The 19,471-nt window shown below is 59.5% G+C and carries 16 protein-coding genes; 2 read left to right on the top strand and 14 right to left on the bottom strand.

The features are described 5' to 3' along the window. Positions 1-21: 21 nt before the first annotated feature. The 5 genes from pafA to HMPREF2547_RS02235 form a co-directional block, all read right to left on the bottom strand. The gene (gene pafA / locus HMPREF2547_RS02255) at positions 22-1,482 is read right to left on the bottom strand and encodes a Pup--protein ligase (protein WP_049193530.1); all 1,461 of its coding nucleotides are present in this window, start codon (positions 1,480-1,482) and stop codon (positions 22-24) included. A 69-nt stretch (positions 1,483-1,551) separates the two neighbouring features. Continuing rightward, on the bottom strand, positions 1,552-1,746 hold the full coding sequence (locus HMPREF2547_RS02250) for a ubiquitin-like protein Pup (RefSeq protein WP_005510795.1): 195 nt from the start codon (positions 1,744-1,746) through the stop codon (positions 1,552-1,554). 61 nt (positions 1,747-1,807) lie between these two features. After that, positions 1,808-3,385 carry a depupylase/deamidase Dop gene (dop, locus tag HMPREF2547_RS02245; protein ID WP_049170549.1) on the bottom strand — a complete coding sequence of 526 codons (1,578 nt, stop codon included), beginning with the start codon at positions 3,383-3,385 and terminating at the stop codon, positions 1,808-1,810. Then, on the bottom strand, positions 3,378-4,955 hold the full coding sequence (arc, locus tag HMPREF2547_RS02240; protein WP_126108030.1) for a proteasome ATPase: 1,578 nt from the start codon (positions 4,953-4,955) through the stop codon (positions 3,378-3,380). Before arc ends, dop begins: the two co-directional genes overlap by 8 nt. Before the next feature lie 109 nt (positions 4,956-5,064). Further along, positions 5,065-5,907 (bottom strand): tRNA (adenine-N1)-methyltransferase, encoded by an 843-nt coding sequence (locus HMPREF2547_RS02235; protein ID WP_048734095.1) that lies wholly within the window; start codon positions 5,905-5,907, stop codon positions 5,065-5,067. 85 nt (positions 5,908-5,992) lie between these two features. Here HMPREF2547_RS02235 and HMPREF2547_RS02230 point away from each other — a divergent pair, with 85 nt between their 5' ends. Beyond that, the gene (locus tag HMPREF2547_RS02230; RefSeq protein WP_049170646.1) at positions 5,993-6,880 is read left to right on the top strand and encodes a RecB family exonuclease; all 888 of its coding nucleotides are present in this window, start codon (positions 5,993-5,995) and stop codon (positions 6,878-6,880) included. Positions 6,881-7,058: 178 nt separating this feature from the next. Here HMPREF2547_RS02230 and HMPREF2547_RS02225 read toward each other — a convergent pair whose 3' ends face one another. The 5 genes from HMPREF2547_RS02225 to HMPREF2547_RS02205 all read right to left on the bottom strand — a co-directional run bounded on the left by HMPREF2547_RS02225 (position 7,059) and on the right by HMPREF2547_RS02205 (position 11,948). Next, the gene (locus tag HMPREF2547_RS02225; protein ID WP_016422794.1) at positions 7,059-8,372 is read right to left on the bottom strand and encodes an anaerobic C4-dicarboxylate transporter; all 1,314 of its coding nucleotides are present in this window, start codon (positions 8,370-8,372) and stop codon (positions 7,059-7,061) included. A 39-nt stretch (positions 8,373-8,411) separates the two neighbouring features. Then, positions 8,412-9,860, bottom strand: coding sequence for an aspartate ammonia-lyase (aspA, locus tag HMPREF2547_RS02220; protein ID WP_016422793.1), 1,449 nt, complete (start codon positions 9,858-9,860; stop codon positions 8,412-8,414). A 258-nt stretch (positions 9,861-10,118) separates the two neighbouring features. Then, a complete protein-coding gene (gene hisG, locus HMPREF2547_RS02215; protein ID WP_016422792.1) occupies positions 10,119-10,964 on the bottom strand; it encodes an ATP phosphoribosyltransferase in 846 nt (281 codons plus the stop codon). A gap of 14 nt (positions 10,965-10,978) precedes the next feature. Beyond that, the gene (locus HMPREF2547_RS02210) at positions 10,979-11,242 is read right to left on the bottom strand and encodes a phosphoribosyl-ATP diphosphatase (RefSeq protein ID WP_005510825.1); all 264 of its coding nucleotides are present in this window, start codon (positions 11,240-11,242) and stop codon (positions 10,979-10,981) included. A 22-nt stretch (positions 11,243-11,264) separates the two neighbouring features. Next, positions 11,265-11,948, bottom strand: coding sequence for an HAD family hydrolase (locus HMPREF2547_RS02205; protein ID WP_080971467.1), 684 nt, complete (start codon positions 11,946-11,948; stop codon positions 11,265-11,267). Positions 11,949-12,103: 155 nt separating this feature from the next. On the opposite strand from HMPREF2547_RS02205, the gene HMPREF2547_RS02200 reads away from it, so the two are divergent. Next, positions 12,104-13,009, top strand: a complete 906-nt coding sequence (locus HMPREF2547_RS02200; RefSeq protein ID WP_016422790.1) for a thioesterase family protein — start codon at positions 12,104-12,106, stop codon at positions 13,007-13,009. A gap of 7 nt (positions 13,010-13,016) precedes the next feature. Here HMPREF2547_RS02200 and metH read toward each other — a convergent pair whose 3' ends face one another. From metH to HMPREF2547_RS02180, 4 genes are read right to left on the bottom strand one after another with little or no spacing between them, the layout of a single operon-like run. Beyond that, positions 13,017-16,676, bottom strand: coding sequence for a methionine synthase (gene metH, locus HMPREF2547_RS02195; protein ID WP_070429709.1), 3,660 nt, complete (start codon positions 16,674-16,676; stop codon positions 13,017-13,019). Between the two features lie 49 nt (positions 16,677-16,725). Beyond that, complete coding sequence (locus HMPREF2547_RS02190; protein ID WP_016422788.1) at positions 16,726-17,133, bottom strand: hypothetical protein; 408 nt, start codon at positions 17,131-17,133, stop codon at positions 16,726-16,728. 2 nt (positions 17,134-17,135) lie between these two features. Next, a complete protein-coding gene (gene mshC / locus HMPREF2547_RS02185) occupies positions 17,136-18,491 on the bottom strand; it encodes a cysteine--1-D-myo-inosityl 2-amino-2-deoxy-alpha-D-glucopyranoside ligase (RefSeq protein ID WP_070604591.1) in 1,356 nt (451 codons plus the stop codon). Between the two features lie 18 nt (positions 18,492-18,509). Next, complete coding sequence (locus tag HMPREF2547_RS02180) at positions 18,510-19,391, bottom strand: undecaprenyl-diphosphate phosphatase (protein WP_040361409.1); 882 nt, start codon at positions 19,389-19,391, stop codon at positions 18,510-18,512. Between the last annotated feature and the right edge of the window lie 80 nt (positions 19,392-19,471).

Genomic DNA, 19,471 nt, shown 5'->3' with positions numbered 1-19,471 from the left:
GGGCAGTTTCCGGGGACGGAACTAGTTATTCGAATCCGTATCCGAGGTCTTCTTCGCGGCCGTCAGAATCTCGATCATCTCATTGACCTCATCGTTTTCCGTGGCAAAGGGGTCGCCGAGCATAGTGGAGATGGGATCGTCACCGGAAATCTTCAGGTGTGTCCAGTCCACTACGGTCTTCAAACTGGAGTCTTCAGCTGCAACGAGGAAATCACCGCGCAGCTTCGCACGAGTAGTTGGCGGTGCGATGCGGACTGCCTCAGCGACCTGCTCATCGGTGATCCACCGCGAGGCAATGCCACGGGCTTCCAGCGCACGGAAGATGCCTCGGCCGGGACGGATGTCGTGGTAGGCCAAGTCGATTTGATGAAGCTTGGGGTCCTCCAGCGTTAGACCGCGATCCAGGTAGCGTTTCATGAGCGAGTACTTAATGGCCCAGTCAATGTCGTGCTCAATGAGAGACCAGTCACCGGTTTCCACGGCATCCAGCGCGCGACCCCACAGCTCGACGATGCGGCCCATTTCCTCGTTGGACGTGCCGGCCCCGGCAATGCCCTTGTCTTCATTGACCATGTTTTCTTCGCGGACCTTCAGCCACTCCGTCGCAGCGTCCAGGAACTCGCGTTGAATCTGCAGTGCGGTGGCAGTTTCGCCACTGCGCAGTGGAATCTCGGCCTTGCCGGTCATATCGCGGCTCACCGCACGGATGGACTTGATTTCGTTGGCGACTTCGAAGTCCGGCAACTTCACGCCGGCTTCAATCATCTCCAGTACCAGCTGAGTGGAGCCAATTTTGAGCGCAGTCGTCGTCTCACTCATGTTGGAGTCGCCCACGATGACGTGCAAGCGGCGGAATCGGTTGGAGTCCGCGTGTGGCTCATCGCGAGTGTTAATAATCGGCCGGGAGCGCGTCGTTGCACTGGAGACGCCCTCCCACACATGATCCGCGCGCTGCGAGAAGCAGTACTGAATCGGATCGTTGTGATACGGCGAGGTTGGGTACGGCAGGAAAATCTTCCCCGCGCCACAGATGAGCTGTCGCGTAACCAAGAAAGGTAGCAGCAGCTTGGACAGGGACTTCAGTCCCAGTTCACGTCCAACCAGGTAGTTTTCGTGACAACCGTAGGAGTTACCGACGGTATCAACGTTGTTCTTCAGCAGGTAGACCTTGCCACCGATGCCCTCGTCGGCAAGCTCTGCTTCAGCCTTTTCAGCGAGTTCATTCAAGATGACCTCGCCCGAGCGGTCGTACGCTACCAGCTGCGAGACCGAATCGCACTCAGCGGTAGCGTACTCCGGGTGGCTTCCGACATCGAGGTACATACGACCAGCATTGGGGGTGAAAATGTTGGTTGCCCCGTACTTAGCGATCACCGGGCGGAACATGTAGCGGGCAATCTCATCCGGTCCCAGACGGCGCGAGCCATCCAGCGTCAGAGTGATGCCGAACTCGGTCTCAATACCGGTGATGCGTCGGGTCAACGCCTGTGCCGGTACCGGTGTCGGCGTTGCTTCCGGCTCCTGCTGCCCTACCTGCTGGTCAGTCACTTTTTACTGGCCACCCTTCTGGACATACGAACGCACGAACTCCTCGGCGTTGTTCTCCAGCAGACCATCAATTTCATCCAGCAGGTCGTCAGCAGCTGCAACGTGCTCCTGAGCCTGACCGCCGCCAGCGACCTCGCCGAACTCTTCCTCGTCGCCTCCGCCGGAACCGCCGCCGAAAACCTGAGTGTTACCAGCCATGATATTGCTCCTTAAAAATGAACTTTTGAGTATTACTGCTCTATTACTGCACTATGTGTGCCTATTGTTCGCGGATAGCCCCGAGAGTACGCAGATGCTCAACCACCTTGGCCACTGTCTCCGCAGACTCCAACACGTCACCGCATTCTGCGGCAGTGAAACGGTCAACTTCATCCAGCGTAATGTAGGCCAGCGTAATTCCAGGCGACTCCACGTCACGAGTGCTCCGATACACCCCCGCGGTGTCCACCACCAAGCTGGTCCAACTGCCCGCGACGACATCCTTGCCAAAGCGGCGCAGAATGCCACCGCGTACATACGCACGCGTAGACTCCGGTGCGTATTCAACCGCTCGGTCGACTTCTTCCTCGGTCACGAGTGTGCGCATCGAACCGCGGCGCACCAGCGCATGGTACAGCCCACGAGCAGGGTCAATATCCGAGTACTGAATATCAATCAACGCCAACTTCGGGTGGTCCCAGCCCGCGCCCAGGCGGGTACGCAGGCCCTCCATGAGGTTGTATTTCGCCACCCAATCCAGCAGATGGGCTGCCTTGCGGGGGTCGTCGGAAAGCACGTCGAGCACTTCACGCCAGAGCTTGACGACGTCGCCCTGCTGGTCGTAGCTCTCCACGCGACGCAGGTACTCGTACTGCATTTCCACTGCGGACATCCACGTGACATGGTCTGCCAGCTGCAGCTTCTCGGTGCAAGTCAAGTCTCGGGAGACCTTATGGACGGCCTCGACGGGGTTGCGGAGCTGCAGGTCGTCGAAACGCACGCCGTCCTCGATGGCGTCGATGACCAAACCTGTGGTGCCCAGCTTGAGGAAGGTGGCGACCTCGCTCATGTTGGCATCACCGATGATGACGTGCAGGCGGCGGAAGCGATCGGAGTCTGCGTGTGGTTCATCGCGGGTGTTGATGATGCCGCGGTTCAAAGTGGTCTCCAGCGAGACCTCAGTCTCGATGTAGTCCGCGCGCTGCGAAATCTGGAAACCCGACTCCTGCCCCGTCTGCCCCAGACCCACGCGACCAGCGCCCGTGAACACCTGGCGGGTGACGAAAAACGGCGTCAGACCGGCGACGATGTCATCGAACTCGGTTTCTCGGGAGAAAAGGTAGTTCTCGTGGGCACCATACGAGGCGCCCTTGCCATCGACATTGTTGCGGTAGAGCTTCAGCATCGGACCTGGATTGCCCTCAGCATCGGTGGCTTCGGCGGCAAGCTGAGCTGCGCGCAGCATAATCTTGTCACCTGCGCGGTCAGCGATAACCGCCTCGCGGGCGGTTGCCGTCTCCGGTGAGGAGTACTCCGGGTGCGCGTGATCGACGTAGAAACGGGCACCATTTTGCACCAGCAGGTTTGCAGCGCCGACGGCATTCGGGTCAACAATCGGTGGCTGGTGGTAACGGCGCAGGTCGAAACCACGGCTGTCGCGCAGTGGCGACTCTGGTGCGTAATCCCAGCGGATGCGCCCCGACAGGCCCTCCTCCTGCTCATGCGCGAAAGCGAGCACGGCCTGCGTGGAGGTGAGAATTGGGCTGACATCCGGGTTGTCCGGGCTGGAAATGCCGTACTCAATCTCCGTGCCGAAGAAGCGGTTCGACTGTGCAGAACTGGCGGCGGATTTAGCCATGGCGAATCACCTCGACCGAGGCAACGCGCGCCGCTGGACGACCGGAGATGCGAGCCCACTCATCCGGGTTCGAGGTGTTTGGCAGGTCCTCGTTCTGCGCGAACTCCTCCGCCACTGCAGACAGCAGGTGATCCAAGCTAATACCAGCCTCGCCGCCAGCGATAACCGACTTGATGGCGGACTTCTTCGCACGGTCGACGATGTTGGAAATCATCGCGCCGGAGTTGAAATCGCGGTAGTACATAACTTCGCTGGTGCCATCGGCATAGCGAATCCGCACGTACTCGTTTTCTTCCGTCTTGGCGTACATCCGCTCAACAACCTGGTCAATGAGGTGTGCGACATTCTGCTCCACCCCACCGCGCGCTTCCACCTCGGCTGCTTTATACGGCAGCTCTGGAGTCAAGTACTTGCGGAAGATATCCTTCGCCGCAGCCTCATTCGGGCGCTCAATGCGGATTTTCACATCCAAGCGTCCTGGGCGCAGAATTGCCGGGTCAATCATCTCCTCGCGGTTGGTGGCACCAATCACGATGACGTTTTCCAGCCCCTCCACACCGTCAAGTTCACTGAGCAGCTGCGGGACCACTGTGTTTTCCATATCCGAGGAGATGCCCGAACCACGAGTGCGGAAAATCGAGTCCATCTCATCGAAGAAGACAATTACCGGCTTGCCATCCTCGGCAATGTCGCGAGCGCGGTCAAAAATCAGGCGAATCTGACGCTCGGTCTCACCCACGAACTTGTTCAGCAGCTCCGGGCCCTTGACATTCAAGAAGTACGATTGCGCCCGCTGCGCCTCCGCCTCGCTCTTGCCTCGGGATAGCGCAATCTTGCGTGCCAACGAATTAGCCACAGCCTTGGCAATCAGCGTCTTACCATTGCCGGGAGGGCCGTAGAGCAGCACACCCTTCGGCGGACGCAGGTTGTACTGTTCAAACAGTTCTGGCTGCAGGAACGGCATCTCCACGGCATCGTGAATCTGCTCAATCTGACTGTCCAAACCACCGATATCCGTGTAGGTGACATCCGGTACCTCTTCCAGCACCAGGTTTTCCACCTCGGACTTCGGAATGACCTCAAACGCATAGCCCGACTTGCGGTCAATCATCACCGAGTCCCCCGGCTTCGGCGACAAATCCCCCGCCAGAGACACCACGAATTCCTCACCGTGAGTATCCGAGGCCAAAATGCGCTCCCGATCCGGCAGCACCTCACGAACATTGGCGATGTCGCCGCTTTCCGGATAACCGCAGTCCTCCACGATTATCGAGCCCTCATTCAGACGCACCTGCGCACCCGGCCGAAGCGCCCGCTCATTAATCTCCGGCTGCACCCGCAGGCGCATCCGTCGATTTCCGGTAAAAACCTCTGCGGTGCCTTTCTCCGGCCCCGGCTTAAGGAAAATACCGTACGTGCTAGGCGGCTCCAGCATGTCCTCCATGTCTTGGCGCAGTAGCTCTAGCTTGTTACGGGAGTCCCGCAACAGCTCAACCAGGCGATTATTACGAATGCCGAGGTTGTAGTTCTTCTGCTCAAGATCACGGATTTTGTCAGACGGCGTTGTCATGTATCCCAGATTACCCATAGGGCCAGATGCCGTTGTTGCTTGGTCGATTTAGACCGTGTGTCGCATCACGCTTTACGACGGCTACACCTCCCAGCGCGAAGCGGCGGGTCTAGAGCTTCTTTTGATTTCGTCGCTGTGGGCGCGGAGGCACCGTGCCGTCGGCAAGCCTGCGTGCCCACACCAGGAATGCGGTATGCGCCTGCATACGGTGCGCCGGGCGGACGGAGAGATCCTGAACATTCCAGTCGCGGACCAGGGATTCCCAGGCGCGTGGTTCGGTGAAGCACTTCTGCGCGCGGATGCCCTCCATGACTTTCATTAGCTGCGGAACAGTGGCGACATAGACCATGAGCACGCCGCCAGGCTGAAGCACCTTCGAGACGGTATCCAGGCATTCCCACGGAGCGAGCATGTCCAGAATGACTCGGTCGACCGGGCCGCCGAGCGACTCGATGGAGGCCTCGTTGAGATCGCCCAGGCGCAAGTCCCAGTTGTCGGGCTTGTGACCCATGAAGTCGACAACGTTGCGTTCGGCGTGCTCGATGTGATCCTCGCGGACCTCGTAGGAAATAAGCTGCCCGTCAGCGCCGATGGCGCGGAGCAGGTTGAGGCTGAGCGCGCCGGAGCCAGCGCCGGCCTCCAACACGCGCGCACCTGGGAAGATGTCGCCCTCGACGATGATCTGTGCAGCATCCTTCGGGTAAATCACCGCAGCACCGCGCGGCATGGACAGGACGTAATCGACCAGCAAGTGACGCATCGCCAGGTAGACGGTGCCTTCGCCGGAGGTGACGGTGGTGCCTTCCTTGGCGCCGATGAGGTCGTCGTGGAGGATGGTGCCGCGATGGGTGAAGAACTTGCCACCCTCCTCGAGGATGACGGTGAAGTGGCGATTCTTCGAGTCAGTCAGCTGGACTCGGTCGCCGACTTGGAATGGTCCGCTCAATGCCATAGGTGTGTGGGCTCCTTTTGGGGTTTGGTTGGGTCGGGTCATGTCGGGTGCAGCCAAATCCGGGCGGTACTCTAACCTGGCTAGTATGCCCGACAATGCCCAAAGTTCTAAGTCAGCAGTTCAACCTTCCCGCCGCTCTAAGTTGGCGCTGTCGCCGTCGAGAGCTAATGACTACCGCCAGTGCCCGCTGAAGTACCGGTTCCGTGCGATTGACAAGATTCCGGAGCCGTCGACTGTCGCGCAGGTCAAGGGCACGTTGGTGCATGCTGTGCTCGAACAGATGCATGCCTGGCCCCGTGAAGAACGCACTTACCCCGCAGCGGTGAAACGGCTGAAGCCGACCTGGGAGGACATGCGTGCAAAGGACGAGGAACTGATTGAGCTAGTTCCGGAGGATGATTACTACGACTTCCTGGTCGAATGCCGCGGCCTGCTCAAGGGGTATTTCATGATGGAAAACCCCATGGGCTTCGATGCGGCCGAGATGGAAAAGTTCGTTCAGCTGGTTATCGATCCGGATGCGGATCAGACTGTGCCATTGTCAGTGCCACTTCGTGGTTTTATCGACCGCGTCGATATTGCCCCGACCGGTGAGGTCCGGATTGTCGACTACAAGACGGGCAAGAAGCCCTCTCCTCGCTTCCAGGATGAGGCGCTCTTCCAGATGCGGTTTTACGCGCTGGTGTGGTGGCGGCTCACCGGTCGTATCCCGGAACAGCTGCGGTTGATGTACCTGAAGGTTGCCGATGACCTGGTGCTGAGTCCCAACGCGACAGAATTAGAGGCCTTCCAAGCGGAGATTGCCGACTTGTGGTCGGCGATCGTGCGCGACGGTGAAAACGGTGACTTTGTACCGAAGAAGTCCAAGCTCTGCGGGTGGTGTTCTTTCCAGGAGATGTGCCCTGCCTATGGCGGGGTCACACCGGAGTACCCCGGTTGGCCGGGTGCTGTCGGCGATGGCGGCACTGAGTAAAAGCTGCGGATGGGGTGGCTCTCGCGGCGAACTTAGCTTTCGCGGGGTGCCACCGTCGGCGGTAACGGTGTCAGTACAAGTTACTGACTAGGTTTATGACAGGTGAATGGACTTAACCGCTTCGATTTTGTCATAAACCTAGTCAGTTTCTCTATGCGGTGTTCTAGGTAGCCCCCCACTACAGCAGTGCGCTGCCGAAGGCGAAACCGAACGCGACGGACAGGGCAATACATAAGGTGCCTGGGATGATGAACGAGTGGTTAAACACGTATTTGCCAATTCGGGTTGTGCCAGTGTCGTCCATCTCCACCGCGGCAAGGAGCGTCGGGTAAGTAGGCAGTACGAATAGCGCGGAAGTCGCTGCGAAGGAAGCAATCGCAGTGATGGGAGAAACTCCCACCGCGAGTGCAGCGGGCATGATGGCCTTTGCCGTGGCCGCCTGCGAGTACAGCAATGCGGCCGCAAAGAATAGCACGATTGCCAGCATCCACGGCATTGTGGTCAGTAGGCTGCCGGACGCGGCCTTAATGTCGTCGATGTAGTGGTTGATAATTGTGGTTCCCAGCCACGCCACACCGAGAACGCAGACGCTGGCGGACATGCCCGATTTGAACACCGGTGTGTTCAAAATGGTTGCCGCGTCCAACTTGCAGGCCAGCACGATAACAGTGGCGGCGGTCAACATGATTGACATGATCGCCTCGTTTCGTGGGAGCGTGGGGTCAGCGATGAGGCCGACCTGTTCAGTGCTGATGGTCGCGTAGACCATCACCGCGAGAATCGAGAGTAGGAAAATCGCCACGGACCACTTGGCCGACTTGGTTGGCACGTATTCGCTCATCTGGCCACGTGGCTTGGAGACTAACCCCTTTTCCAAGCGGCTTTGATACTCCGGATCGTCGTCAAGCTCTTTGCCTAGGTGATTCGTGACAAAGGCGGTCGGAAGGATGGCGAGGAACGTCGAAGGAATGACAATCGCCAGGAGTGTGAGATAACCAACGCCGCGGGGTTCCATGAGCGAAGCCATCAGCACCACAGCCGCTGAAATGGGTGATGCCGTAATCGCCAACTGAGATGCGATGACCGCCACGGACAGCGGGCGGGACGGGCGAACGCCTCCCTCCTTGGATACTTCGGCGATAACTGGGAGGGTGGAAAATGCGGTGTGGCCGGTGCCGGCGAGCAGTGTCATCAGGTAGGTGACAACCGGGGCCCAGTAGGTGATGTGTCGCGGATTCTTGCGCAGCAACCGTTCGGCAATGTGGACGAGATAGTCCATGCCTCCGGCCTTCTGCATAGCGGCAATTGCCGCGATTACCGACATAATGATGCCGATGACATCGAACGGAATGTCGTCTTTGGTGACCGGAACCCCGGTGATGCCCAGCGCCAAAACGCCCAGCCCACCGGCGAACCCGATAGCAATTGAACCAAGACGCGCGCCAAGGAGGATCGCTGCTAGAACGATAGAGATTTGGACGGCAACTAACATGTGTATCTCCGAAAAGTCACTCGTTAGACTTGTTGCCGCTTAGGACAAATCGTCGAGGCGAGACTCCCCTGCCACGTAGCGCTTCCCCCGGTATTCCGGGTGCATGAGGTTCTCGGTGCTCAGGACCTGGTTGAGCTCCTTCTCGTCCATCAGCCCGCGTTCGAGGACAATGTCCCGGACGGAGCGGCCAGTGCGAGCGGCTTCCTTGCCAATCATATCGCCCTCGTGGTGGCCAATGACCGGATTCAGGTAGGTCACGATACCGATGGAGTTTTCCACATAGCCGCGGCAAACTTCCGGGTTAGCGGTGATGCCGGTAATGCACTTGTCGCGCAGAGTGTCGGTAGCACTGCGCAGCAGTTCAATCGACTCGAAGAGGCATGCGCCGATGACAGGCTCCATCACGTTTAGCTGCAACTGGCCAGCCTCGGCTGCCCAGGTCAGGGTCACGTCGTTGCCGAAGACCTTGAAGCAGGCCTGGTTCGCGACCTCTGGGATTACCGGGTTAACCTTTGCCGGCATAATCGAAGACCCAGCGGCGCGCTCCGGAAGGTTGATTTCATTCAGTCCGGCTCGTGGACCCGATGCCAGCAGGCGCAGGTCGTTGCACATCTTGGAAATCTTCATGGCCGCGCGCTTCAGGGATGCATGCACGCTGACGTAGGCGCCGGTATCGCTGGTGGCTTCGATTAGGTCCTTCGCAGAGGTCACCTTAAAGCCACTGACCTCACGCAGCGCCTGGGTCACGGCCTCGCGGTAGCCTGCCGGCGCATTTACACCGGTACCGATAGCGGTTGCTCCCAGGTTGATTTGCAGCAGGCGTGCCGACGCAGTTGCGATGGACTCCTGCTCTTCCTCAAGGTTGTGGGCAAATGCGTGGAAAGCCTGTCCCAGGGTCATGGGAACGGCATCCTGCAGCTGCGTGCGCCCCATTGTGATGATGTCGTTGAATTCATCACCCTTGGCGTGTAGAGCCTCAACCAGGGAGTCGAAGTGCTTCTGCAGGCTCAGCAGCGACATGTGGATGGCAAGACGGAAACCTGTTGGGTAGGCATCGTTGGTTGACTGGCACTGGTTGACATCATCGTTGGGGTGAATGACGTCGTATCGGCCCTTTTCCAGGCCGAGCAGTTCTAGAGCGAGGTTAGCGATGACCTCGTTGGTGTTCATGTTGAGACTGGTGCCAGCTCCACCCTGGAAGACATCGATTGGAAACTGATCCATGCAGCGTCCCTTTTCCAGGATTTCATCACATGCGGCGACGATGATGTCTGCAACATCGCTGGGCAGCGTGTGGACGCGCTGGTTGGCAATGGCCGTGGCCTTCTTCACCATCACCATGCCACGAATGAATTCGGGCACGTCGTTGATGGTCTTGGCTGAGATTTGGTAGTTGTCGATTGCGCGCAGGGTGTGGATGCCGTAGTAAGCCTCTGCCGGGACCTCCATAGAGCCAAGCAGGTCGACCTCGGTACGTGTTGCGGACATGTGGAAGCAATCCCTTCTAGCCTTTTAGCAGACCTAGTAGACGCAGCCTTGTGGGCCACATTTAGTGGCGATGATTGGTTACACCGCCAAAACTACAGTGCTGGCGTATGTGCCGCATGTACAGGCATAAAGTTACTGCTTCGGTCCGGCTAACGCCGTGCGCACTCTTAGTGTCAATATTACTACCTACGCTAGCGTAGGTAAAGGGTGGATTCAGCTAGGAAGCTCCCACTGGATAGCGTGTAAGGTTCGCGTGACTTAAATACGCGCGATACGGATATTCGAAGCCAAGATCGCCTCGGCACCAATCTTTGCCAGTGCGTCCATGAGCGGGTTGGCCTCTGCCTTCGGAACTAGCGCGCGAACTGCTACCCAATCCTCGTTAGCCAGCGGCGACACGGTCGGGCCGGACAGCCCCGGGGTGAGCTTGGATGCCTCTTCCAGCGCGGACGCACGGATGTTGTAGTCAATCATCAAGTACGTCTTGGCATGCAGAATGCCGGTCATGCGACGCAGGAACACCTGCTGCTCCTCGGTGACCTCTACACCCTTGCGTCCGACAACAACTGCCTCAGAGCTGACCAAAACATCGCCGAATGGCTTCAATCCCTGCTTGCGCAGGGTGCGACCGGTGGAGACAACATCGGCGATAACGTCGGCAACTCCCAAGCGGATGGAAATCTCCACTGCACCATCAAGGCGAATGACGGTGGCGTTAATGCCACGAGCCTTCAGATCCTCGCGCACCAGATTCGGGTACGAGGTGGCAATGCGCTTGCCCTCCAGAGCTTCTACGGTCCACTCCTCATCGGCCGGAGCGGCGTAGCGGAAGGTCGAGGCGCCGAAGCCCAGATTCAGAACCTCATCGACCGGAGCCAGCGAGTCAGCGGCCAGGTCGCGGCCGGTGATGCCCAAATCCAGATGGCCGTTGCCAACGTAGATAGGAATATCCTTCGGGCGGAGGAAGAAAAACTCAATGTCGTTGGCTTCGTCGTGGATGGTCAGGCTCTTGGAGTCGCCTCGACCCGGGTAGCCAGCTTCCTTCAGGATTTCGACTGCCGCCTCGGACAGCGATCCCTTGTTGGGCACGGCAATACGCAGCATGGTGTTGATTTCTCCTACAGGTACTTGTAAACATCCTCGGGGCTCAGCCCGCGACCGACCATGACCACCTGCAGCCAGTACAACAGCTGCGAAATCTCCTCTGCGAGGGCTTCGTCAGATTCGTGCTCAGCTGCAAGCCAGACCTCACCGGCCTCTTCGACAATTTTCTTGCCCTGGAAATGCACACCAGCGTCCAGCGCCTTGACTGTGCCCGATCCCTCGGGGCGCGACTGTGCTTTTTCCTTCAGCTCTGCAAACAGGTCATCAAAGTTCTTCACCCGGTCTATTGTTCCATGTCGTCTACTCGCCCGCGAAAGCAGCCCGCAATAAGCCCAAATTCGAGGTATCCAAATTGCCCGAAATGAAGCGCGCCGGGGGTACTAACGTCCCCACATCAGCCTGCGAAACGCTCACATCCGGCATTGGATTCCACACCACCGTGCATCCCGCAGCGAGTGCAGAGCGCACCCCCGTTGAGGAATCTTCGATAGCCAGGCAGTCCTCTGGCGCAAATCCGGCTAGCTCTGCGCCACGCAAGTACGGATCCGGTGCCGGTTTGCCGTTGGCCACCTCATCGCTACACACTGTTGCGGCGAAGTGCTGCTCCCCCATGACATCAATGCAGGGTTGCGCCACGTGCCGACGGGTATTGGTCACCAACACCACCGGAATGTCACCAGCTCGGGCCTGGTCCAAAATCTCCGGCACACCCGGGCGCCACTCCACCCCATGTTCTAGAACCAATTCTGTGAAGCGACCTTCGACGAATTGGGAGCCCGAGGCAAACAGCTCGTCGTCAAGCGTGCGTCCCGCATGATCAGCACAAATCGACAGCGTGTCCCAGAGCGTGTTGCCGACGCACTGCATGCGCAACTCCGGAGTCAGGCGACGGCCTACGAATTCCGAGAGGTCGTACGTGGCAATCTCCCACAGAGGTTCCGTGTTGATGAGGCTGCCGTCCATGTCCCACAAAATTGCTTTCACACCATGCGACTATGCCAGGCAATCAAGCATTTAGCGATTATGTCAGCAAAACCGTCGGATGAAGGTTTAGAGTTTCAGGAAGGAAAGTATGTTGCGGTGCTGCATGAAACCACCGCATGAACGTGTTCCGCGTGAATGAAAGGCATCGACTCGCTATGACAACCACTGAAGATTCGCTCGCCCAGGCTATCGACCAACCCGAGGCATACTTCATTCCGCTAGGGACGGTCACCGAAGGCGAGCTCAGCTACGAGCGCTTCATGCCCACTAGCTTCACTTATGGGGCGTGGGGGCCGTTTCAGCACGGTGCGCCGCCGTCGGCGCTGCTGACGCGCATGTTGGAGCGCCGCCGTCTGGAAAGCGAGGGGATGCGTATTACTCGCATCGCCGTGGATCTGTTGTCGGCTGTACCGTACACGGAGCTCCGCGCGCGCTCATGGGTCTCGCGCCCGGGGCGGCAAATCGCCAAGGTCGAAGCCGAATTGCTTGCCGACGTCAAGGGTGCCTGGCGGCCAGTTGCCACGGCGTCCGCATGGATGATGGCCACTGCGGATACGCGGGATATTGAGCGTGCATTCGACAAGCAGGTGCCCGGGCCCGAGGAATGCAGCGCCGAGTACATTCCGCTTACCGACGATTGGAGTGGCGGCTACATCGAATCAATTGAAGCCCGCGCCGGCGCGACGGAAGAGCTGGCCGAGACGCAAATTCACTGGGTTCGCGCGCAGTACCCAATCGTGCTCGGGGAGGAGCCGACTGCGGTGGAGCGAGTCATGCAGGTAGCTGATACCGCCAACGGTATCGGGGCCACGCTGAGCCCGCACCAGTGGGCGTTTATGAATACCGACTTAGTGGTTCACCTGCACCGACTCCCCCAGCTCGGCGCCTCGGAGAAGTCGGCGGAATCGGAGTTGCAGTCGGAAGACGGCGGCTGGGTGGGCATCGCCGCCCGCGGTTCCATTGGGCCGGACGGAATCGGCATGACCGCGGGCGAGCTCTACGATGTGCACGGCCCCATCGGCCGCAGCATGCAGACCTTGCTGGTGCGACCGCAGGGATAACGCGAAGCTACACGTTAAAGTACTTCGCTTCCGGGTGGTAGAGCACGAACGCATCGGTGGACTGCTCTGGGTGCAGCTGGAGCTCCTCAGAGAGCTCCACGCCGATGCGCTCCGGCTGCAGCAGGTCAATCATGCCCTGACGGAAGGTCAGATCCGGGCAGGAACCATAGCCGAAGGAGTAACGAGCGCCACGGTACTTCAGGTCAAAGAAGTCCTGGGTATCGTCGGAGTCTTCCGCGCCAACACTTGTGCCGTCGGAGAACGCGAGCTCGGAGCGAATGCGCTGGTGCCAGTACTCGGCCAGCGCCTCGGTGAGCTGCACGCCGATACCGTGAACCTCCAGGTAGTCGCGGTATTCGTTCTTGGCGTAAATATCGTTGGCGAAGTCAGCGATGGGCTGTCCCATGGTCACCAGCTGGAACGGCATGACGTCGGACTGTCCTGCGGCGATGGCATCTTCGCGCGAGCGAATGAAGTCAGCAATGCATAGGAAGCGACCACGCTGCTGGCGCGGGAAGGTCCAGGACACCACTGGCTCTGCCGCGGGGTCGGGCTGCTCCCCTTCCGCAGGTAGCGGCAGTACGTGTACGGTATCGCCCTCAGAAACTGCTGGGAAGTAGCCATAGACGACAGCCGCATGCTGGAGGATGTTCTCGGCGCGCAGGCGCTGCAGCCATGCGCGCAGGCGTGGACGACCATCGGATTCGACCAGTTCCTCGTAACTCGGTCCCTCGTCGCCGCGGGTGCCGCGCAGACCCCACTGTCCCATGAACAGAGCGCGTTCGTCGAGGGTGGTCAGGTAGTCGTCGAGGGGCAGGCCCTTGACAATGCGGGTTCCCCAGAACGGCGGTGTCGCAACGGGGACATCAGCGGCGACATCGGAACGCTCCGGCACCTCGGGGGCTTCAGCAGCAGCCTTGGCGGCGCGCTGCGCGGCGATGCGCTTGGAGCGCTCACGGCGGGCGCGGCGAGCTTCCTTCTTCTCGCGGGCAGCAATGGCCTCTGGCGAATTCTCGTCTGGGCCGAGGCCCTTCTTAGCTGCCATCAGCTCGTCCATGATGCGCAGTCCTTCGAAGGCATCCCTGCCGTAGTAGACATCGCCGTGGTAGAGCTCGGACAGGTCGTCTTCCACGTAGCTACGCGTCAGCGCGGCGCCGCCGAGCAGTACTGGGAAGCGGGTGGCATCGCCGGCGGAGTTGATCTCCAGCAGGTTGTCCTTCATCACCACAGTGGACTTCACCAGCAGGCCGGACATGCCGATGGCGTCGACATCCAGTTCCTTGGCGGCGGACAGAATCGTAGCGATCGGCTGCTTAATGCCCAGGTTATGCACGGTGTAGCCGTTGTTGGAGAGAATAATCTCCACCAGGTTCTTGCCGATGTCGTGGACATCGCCCTTCACCGTGGCCAGCACAATCGAACCCTTGGAGCCCGTGGCATCCTCGGCATCCATAAAGCCCTCGAGGTAGCCCACCGCGGCCTTCATCGTCTCGGCCGACTGCAGCACGAATGGCAGCTGCATCTGGCCGGAACCGAACAGGTCACCAACGGTCTGCATGCCACGCAGCAGGTCCTCGTTAACAATCGCCAGCGGTTCCTTTTCCTTCATGCCCTCATCGAGGTCAGCCTCGATACCCGTGCGCTCACCGTCGATGATGCGCTGCGCCAGGCGGTCGAACAGCGGCATGGCGGCAAGCTTTTCGGCCCGGGCGTCCTTCGCGTCAGCGGCGGAGACTCCTTCAAAGAGCTCCATGAATACCTGCAGTGGGTCGTACTCCCCGTCGGGGTGTCCCGCTTCACGACGGCGGTCGTACACCATATCGAGAGCGACTTCGCGCTGCTTGTTGTCAATCTTGTTCATCGGCAAGATCTTGGAGCTGTGGGCAATGGCGGAGTCCAGGCCGGCCTCGATGCACTCGTTGAGGAACACCGAGTTGAGTACCTGGCGAGCCGCCGGGTTCAGACCGAAGGAAATGTTGGACAGACCGAGCGTGGTGTGCACGTTCGGGTGGCGACGCTTAAGTTCGCGGATGGCTTCGATGGTTTCGATGCCGTCGCGGCGAGTTTCCTCCTGGCCAGTGGAAATCGGGAAAGTCAGACAGTCGACAATAATGTCCTGCTCGCGCAGTCCCCACGTGCCGGTGATGTCGGCGATGAGACGCTCGGCGATCTCAATCTTCTTGTCCTTTGTACGCGCCTGACCTTCTTCGTCGATAGTCAAAGCGACCACGGCAGCACCGTGCTCAACAACCTGGCGCATAATGCGCTGGTAACGCGAGTCCGGGCCATCGCCGTCTTCAAAGTTCACAGAGTTGACCGCGCAGCGACCACCGAGGTGCTCCAGGCCAGTCTTCAAAACCTCCGGTTCCGTGGAGTCCAGCATGACCGGCAACGTCACCGAGGTGGCGATCTGCGATGCCAGGGTTGCCATGTCATCGCGACCGTCGCGCCCCACGTAGTCCACACACAGGTCAATCATGTGTGCGCCATCGGTGACCTGACCGCGGGCGGTGTTAAGGCACTTCTCCCAATCGCCGGCCAGCATGGCCTCGCGGAAAGCCTTGGAACCGTTGGCGTTGGTGCGCTCACCAATCATGGTGATGCCGGTTGTCTGCGTCAGCGGGGCTGCCGAGTACAGAGAAGCGACCTCATCGATTGGCTTTGCATCCGGATCCGTCGATGGGCGTGCTGCCTGAACAGCAGGGCCCTGCTCAGCGTAAGCGCCTGCACCGGTAATAGCATCGCGAACAGCGGAAACATGCTCCGGTGTGGTACCACAGCAGCCACCGACCATCGCCAGGCCAAACTCTTCAACAAAGCCGCGCAGCGCTGTGGCCAGCTCTGGGGCGGTCAGCGGGTAGGTCGCACCGTTCTTACCCAGCACTGGCAGACCCGCATTCGGCATTACCGATACCGGAATGGAGGCGAAGTTGGACAGGTAGCGTAGGTGCTCGCTCATCTCGTCCGGGCCGGTCGCACAGTTTAGGCCAATCATGTCGATACCCAGCGGCTGCAGCGCTGCCAGGGCTGCACCAATCTCCGAGCCCATCAGCATGGTGCCTGTGGTCTCGACAGTCACGTGGACGACAATCGGAATCTTCTTCTCAGCCTGTCGCATGGCGGCCTTGACGCCATTGACTGCTGCCTTGACCTGCAGCAAGTCTTGACAGGTCTCAATCAAAAACGCATCCGCGCCACCGGAAATCATGCCGAGTCCGGCCTCCGTGTAAGCGTCGCGAAGCTGAGCGTACGGAGCGTGCCCCAAAGACGGCAGCTTCGTGCCCGGGCCCAGCGAACCGAGGACAAAGCGTCGCATACCCTCGCGCCCCGGCCCCATTTCGTCAGCGACCTTGCGGGCGATTGCGGTGCCCTTGTGCGCTAGCTCCTGGATACGGTCTTCAATGTCGTAATCCGCGAGGTTCGGGAAGTTGCAGCCGAAGGTATTGGTTTCCACCAGGTCGGCGCCGGCCTCGAAATAACGCCGGTGAATCGTCTCGATGATGTCGGGACGAGTGTCATTGAGAATCTCATTACAGCCCTCGTAGCCGAGGAAGTCCGCGTCAACGTCGAGGTCAAAAGACTGCAGCTGGGTACCCATGGCGCCATCGCCAATGAGTACACGGCTGTGCAGTGCGGTGAGGAACTCGGAAGAGTGGCGATCAGTCATGAATAGACACCTTAGTCTACTTTCATAACCGCGCCGTTAATCGGGCTGGTTATTCCATCTCAAAGTAGCTTTCCGCCTTCACCGCAGGCAGGTCCAAACCGACAGCCTTCGTTGCGGAATTGATAATCGCGAGAATCTCGTCGAGCTCCTCATCAAAAATCGAGCCACCGTGCTCATGCTCAATCGCAGCCACGCGCTGTAGGCAGTTCTCTACCGCCTGCGTTGCGGCTTCTTCTCGCTTATCGACGGCCAGTTCCGCCGCCTGATCAATACCAGCGGCGGCCTCACGGAGGGCTTCCCCGACCTGGTCGGCTACCGATTCGTCAAAAAGTGGCTCCCAGAACTCGCGTTCCTCGGGCTGCAGGTAGCTGCCGGTGGCAAACATGCGCAAATCGGCAACTAGCTTATCGATGTTCTCTTGCGTTACTTCGACAGCAGACAGATCTGAGTTGCTCATGCTCAAATTTTAACGCCAAGCAGCGCGTCCAGCGCGGCGGCAACGAATTCTCCGGCACCCGCTGCGCCGGTTACTGTGCCAGCATCTGCCTTGTTGCTGGTATCCGAGGACCACTCCGCAGCCCAGGCATCGATAGCGGCCAGAGCAGCCGGCGTATCCAGGTCATTGGCCAGGCTTGCGCGCACATCGGCAACCAGTGCCGCTGCTGCGCTCACAGCCTTCTCATCGGTGGCAGTCTTTGTAGTTGCGCAAGCCGCACGCCAGGCCTCGTGACGTGCCTTGGCCGCCTCCAGCACCTCGTCCGACCAATCGCGATCAGAGCGGTAATGGCTGGCGAAGACGCCAATGCGAATAGCACTCGGGTCGACGCCGGCGGCCACCAGCTTGGAGACAAACACCAGGTTGCCCAGCGACTTGGACATCTTCACGCCGTCGAGCGCAATCATGCCAGCGTGAACATAATGGCGCGCCATACGTGCACAGCCAGTAGCGGCTTCAGCGTGAGCCGCCGAGAACTCGTGGTGCGGGAACGCGAGATCCGAGCCACCGCCCTGAATGTCGAAGCTCTTACCCAGGCGGTTGGTGGCAATCGCCGAGCACTCAATGTGCCAACCCGGCCGGCCCGCACCAAAAGGAGCCTCCCAGCTTGGCTCCCCGGGGCGAGCGGCACGCCACACCAGCGCGTCCAGTGGGTCCTCCTTGCCCGGGCGATCCGGGTCGCCACCGCGCTCCGCAAAGAACTCCGCCATCTGCTCTGCCGAGTAATTGGACTCGTAACCAAAGTTCTCAGTGGCACTCTTGCGGAAGTACACATCCGGGTACTCGTCATCGGTGAGCTGGTAGGCCGAGCCATTCTCCAGCAGCTTCTCGACCATTTCCACGACCTCGCCCACGGACTCAATGGCGCCGATGTAGTCGCGCGGTGGAATCACCGACAGGTTTTCCATATCCGAGCGAAACAAATCAATCTGCGAGGTGCCCAGCTCGCGCCAGTCCACCCCATCGCGCTCCGCACGTTCGAACAACGGGTCATCGACATCGGTGATGTTCTGCACGTAATGCACCGAGTGTCCATTATCCAGCAGCTGACGGTAAATCAGATCAAAGGTGAGGTAGGTTGCTGCGTGCCCCAGGTGCGTGGCGTCATAGGGTGTGATGCCACACACGTACATGGTCGCCTCCGGTCCCGCTTCCACCTGGGAGACCTTCTGATCCGCGGTGTCGTAGAGGCGTAGGGGTACCGATGTTGAGCTTTCGTCGTCAAGCGAATGCGCCTTACCTGTATTGCTGGCGCGGTTGAACACATCGAAACGCGCATCGCCGAGACTGGGAACCTGTGGTTGGGGCCACGAATGCATTAAATACTCACTACCTCACTAAACAGCGTTGATCGTGCCGAAGCCGAGCAACACCATAACAATCAAACCGACCGGGATGCGGTACGCGGCGAACCAAGCGAAGGAGTGGTTCGACACGAACTTCAGCAGCCATGCAATAGACGCATAGCCGACGACGAAGGCAATCAGCGTACCGATGGCCAATTGCGCTCCACTAGCGGCCTGTCCCGCCGCAGGGTCAAACGCGTCTGGAAGCGAAAAAATTCCAGCAGCGAAAACAGCGGGGATAGCCAGCAGGAAGGAAAAGCGCGTTGCAACCTCTCGGTCCAAGTGCAAGAACAGGCCGGCAGACACCGTACCGCCCGAGCGCGACACACCCGGAATGAGCGCCAGGCACTGCGCGAAACCCATGACGATGGCATCTCGCATGGTCAGCTCTTCATAGTTGCGCTCACGACGGCCGAACTTCTCTGCGGCGATAAAGACAAAGGAGAAAAGCACCAACACAGCGGCTGTAATCCAGAGATTGCGCAGGTTATCGCGGATGAGGTCCTTCCCCAGCACACCGATGATGGCAATCGGCAGCGTACCGACAATCACCATCCAACCCATGCGGTAGTTGAAACCGCGGGCTTCCTTATTGAACAGACCGGCAAACCAGCCAGTGAGGATCTGCCAGATGTCCTTGGCGAAGAACACCAACACAGCCAATTCGGTGCCAAGCTGCACCACAGCGGTGAAGGATGCACCGGCGTCCTGGCCCCACAGCAGCTCGGAGACAATCCGAAGGTGCCCCGAGGAACTCACCGGGAGAAATTCCGTCAGACCTTGCACTACGGACAGGATGATTGTCTGCGCCCAGGTCATACCGGTGCCGGCGGTATCGGCAGCGGTATCTGCTGAGGCGCTTAGTGTCGTCATGATAGTCACGGGTGTATAGGCTACTCGTCCGGTTTGTGTTGTGGCTATAGCGAGGTTTCGGTGCGGCGATAGCGAGACCT

The organism is Corynebacterium sp. HMSC055G02, from assembly GCF_001809065.1.
GTDB lineage: Bacteria > Actinomycetota > Actinomycetes > Mycobacteriales > Mycobacteriaceae > Corynebacterium > Corynebacterium jeikeium_D.
Note: the sequence above shows the minus strand (reverse complement) of the source record. Positions and strands in the feature narration are given on the sequence as shown.

Bases quoted from the DNA above. Each gene is read 5' to 3' on its own strand.
- HMPREF2547_RS02250 (WP_005510795.1), bottom strand. From the start codon at position 1,746: ATGGCTGGTAACACTCAGGTTTTCGGCGGCGGTTCCGGCGGAGGCGAC.
- dop (WP_049170549.1), bottom strand. From the start codon at position 3,385: ATGGCTAAATCCGCCGCCAGTTCTGCACAGTCGAACCGCTTCTTCGGC.
- arc (WP_126108030.1), bottom strand. From the start codon at position 4,955: ATGACAACGCCGTCTGACAAAATCCGTGATCTTGAGCAGAAGAACTAC.
- HMPREF2547_RS02235 (WP_048734095.1), bottom strand. From the start codon at position 5,907: ATGGCATTGAGCGGACCATTCCAAGTCGGCGACCGAGTCCAGCTGACT.
- HMPREF2547_RS02230 (WP_049170646.1), top strand. From the start codon at position 5,993: ATGCCCGACAATGCCCAAAGTTCTAAGTCAGCAGTTCAACCTTCCCGC.
- HMPREF2547_RS02225 (WP_016422794.1), bottom strand. From the start codon at position 8,372: ATGTTAGTTGCCGTCCAAATCTCTATCGTTCTAGCAGCGATCCTCCTT.
- aspA (WP_016422793.1), bottom strand. From the start codon at position 9,860: ATGTCCGCAACACGTACCGAGGTCGACCTGCTTGGCTCTATGGAGGTC.
- hisG (WP_016422792.1), bottom strand. From the start codon at position 10,964: ATGCTGCGTATTGCCGTGCCCAACAAGGGATCGCTGTCCGAGGCGGCA.
- HMPREF2547_RS02200 (WP_016422790.1), top strand. From the start codon at position 12,104: ATGACAACCACTGAAGATTCGCTCGCCCAGGCTATCGACCAACCCGAG.
- metH (WP_070429709.1), bottom strand. From the start codon at position 16,676: ATGACTGATCGCCACTCTTCCGAGTTCCTCACCGCACTGCACAGCCGT.
- HMPREF2547_RS02190 (WP_016422788.1), bottom strand. From the start codon at position 17,133: ATGAGCAACTCAGATCTGTCTGCTGTCGAAGTAACGCAAGAGAACATC.
- mshC (WP_070604591.1), bottom strand. From the start codon at position 18,491: ATGCATTCGTGGCCCCAACCACAGGTTCCCAGTCTCGGCGATGCGCGT.
- HMPREF2547_RS02180 (WP_040361409.1), bottom strand. From the start codon at position 19,391: ATGACGACACTAAGCGCCTCAGCAGATACCGCTGCCGATACCGCCGGC.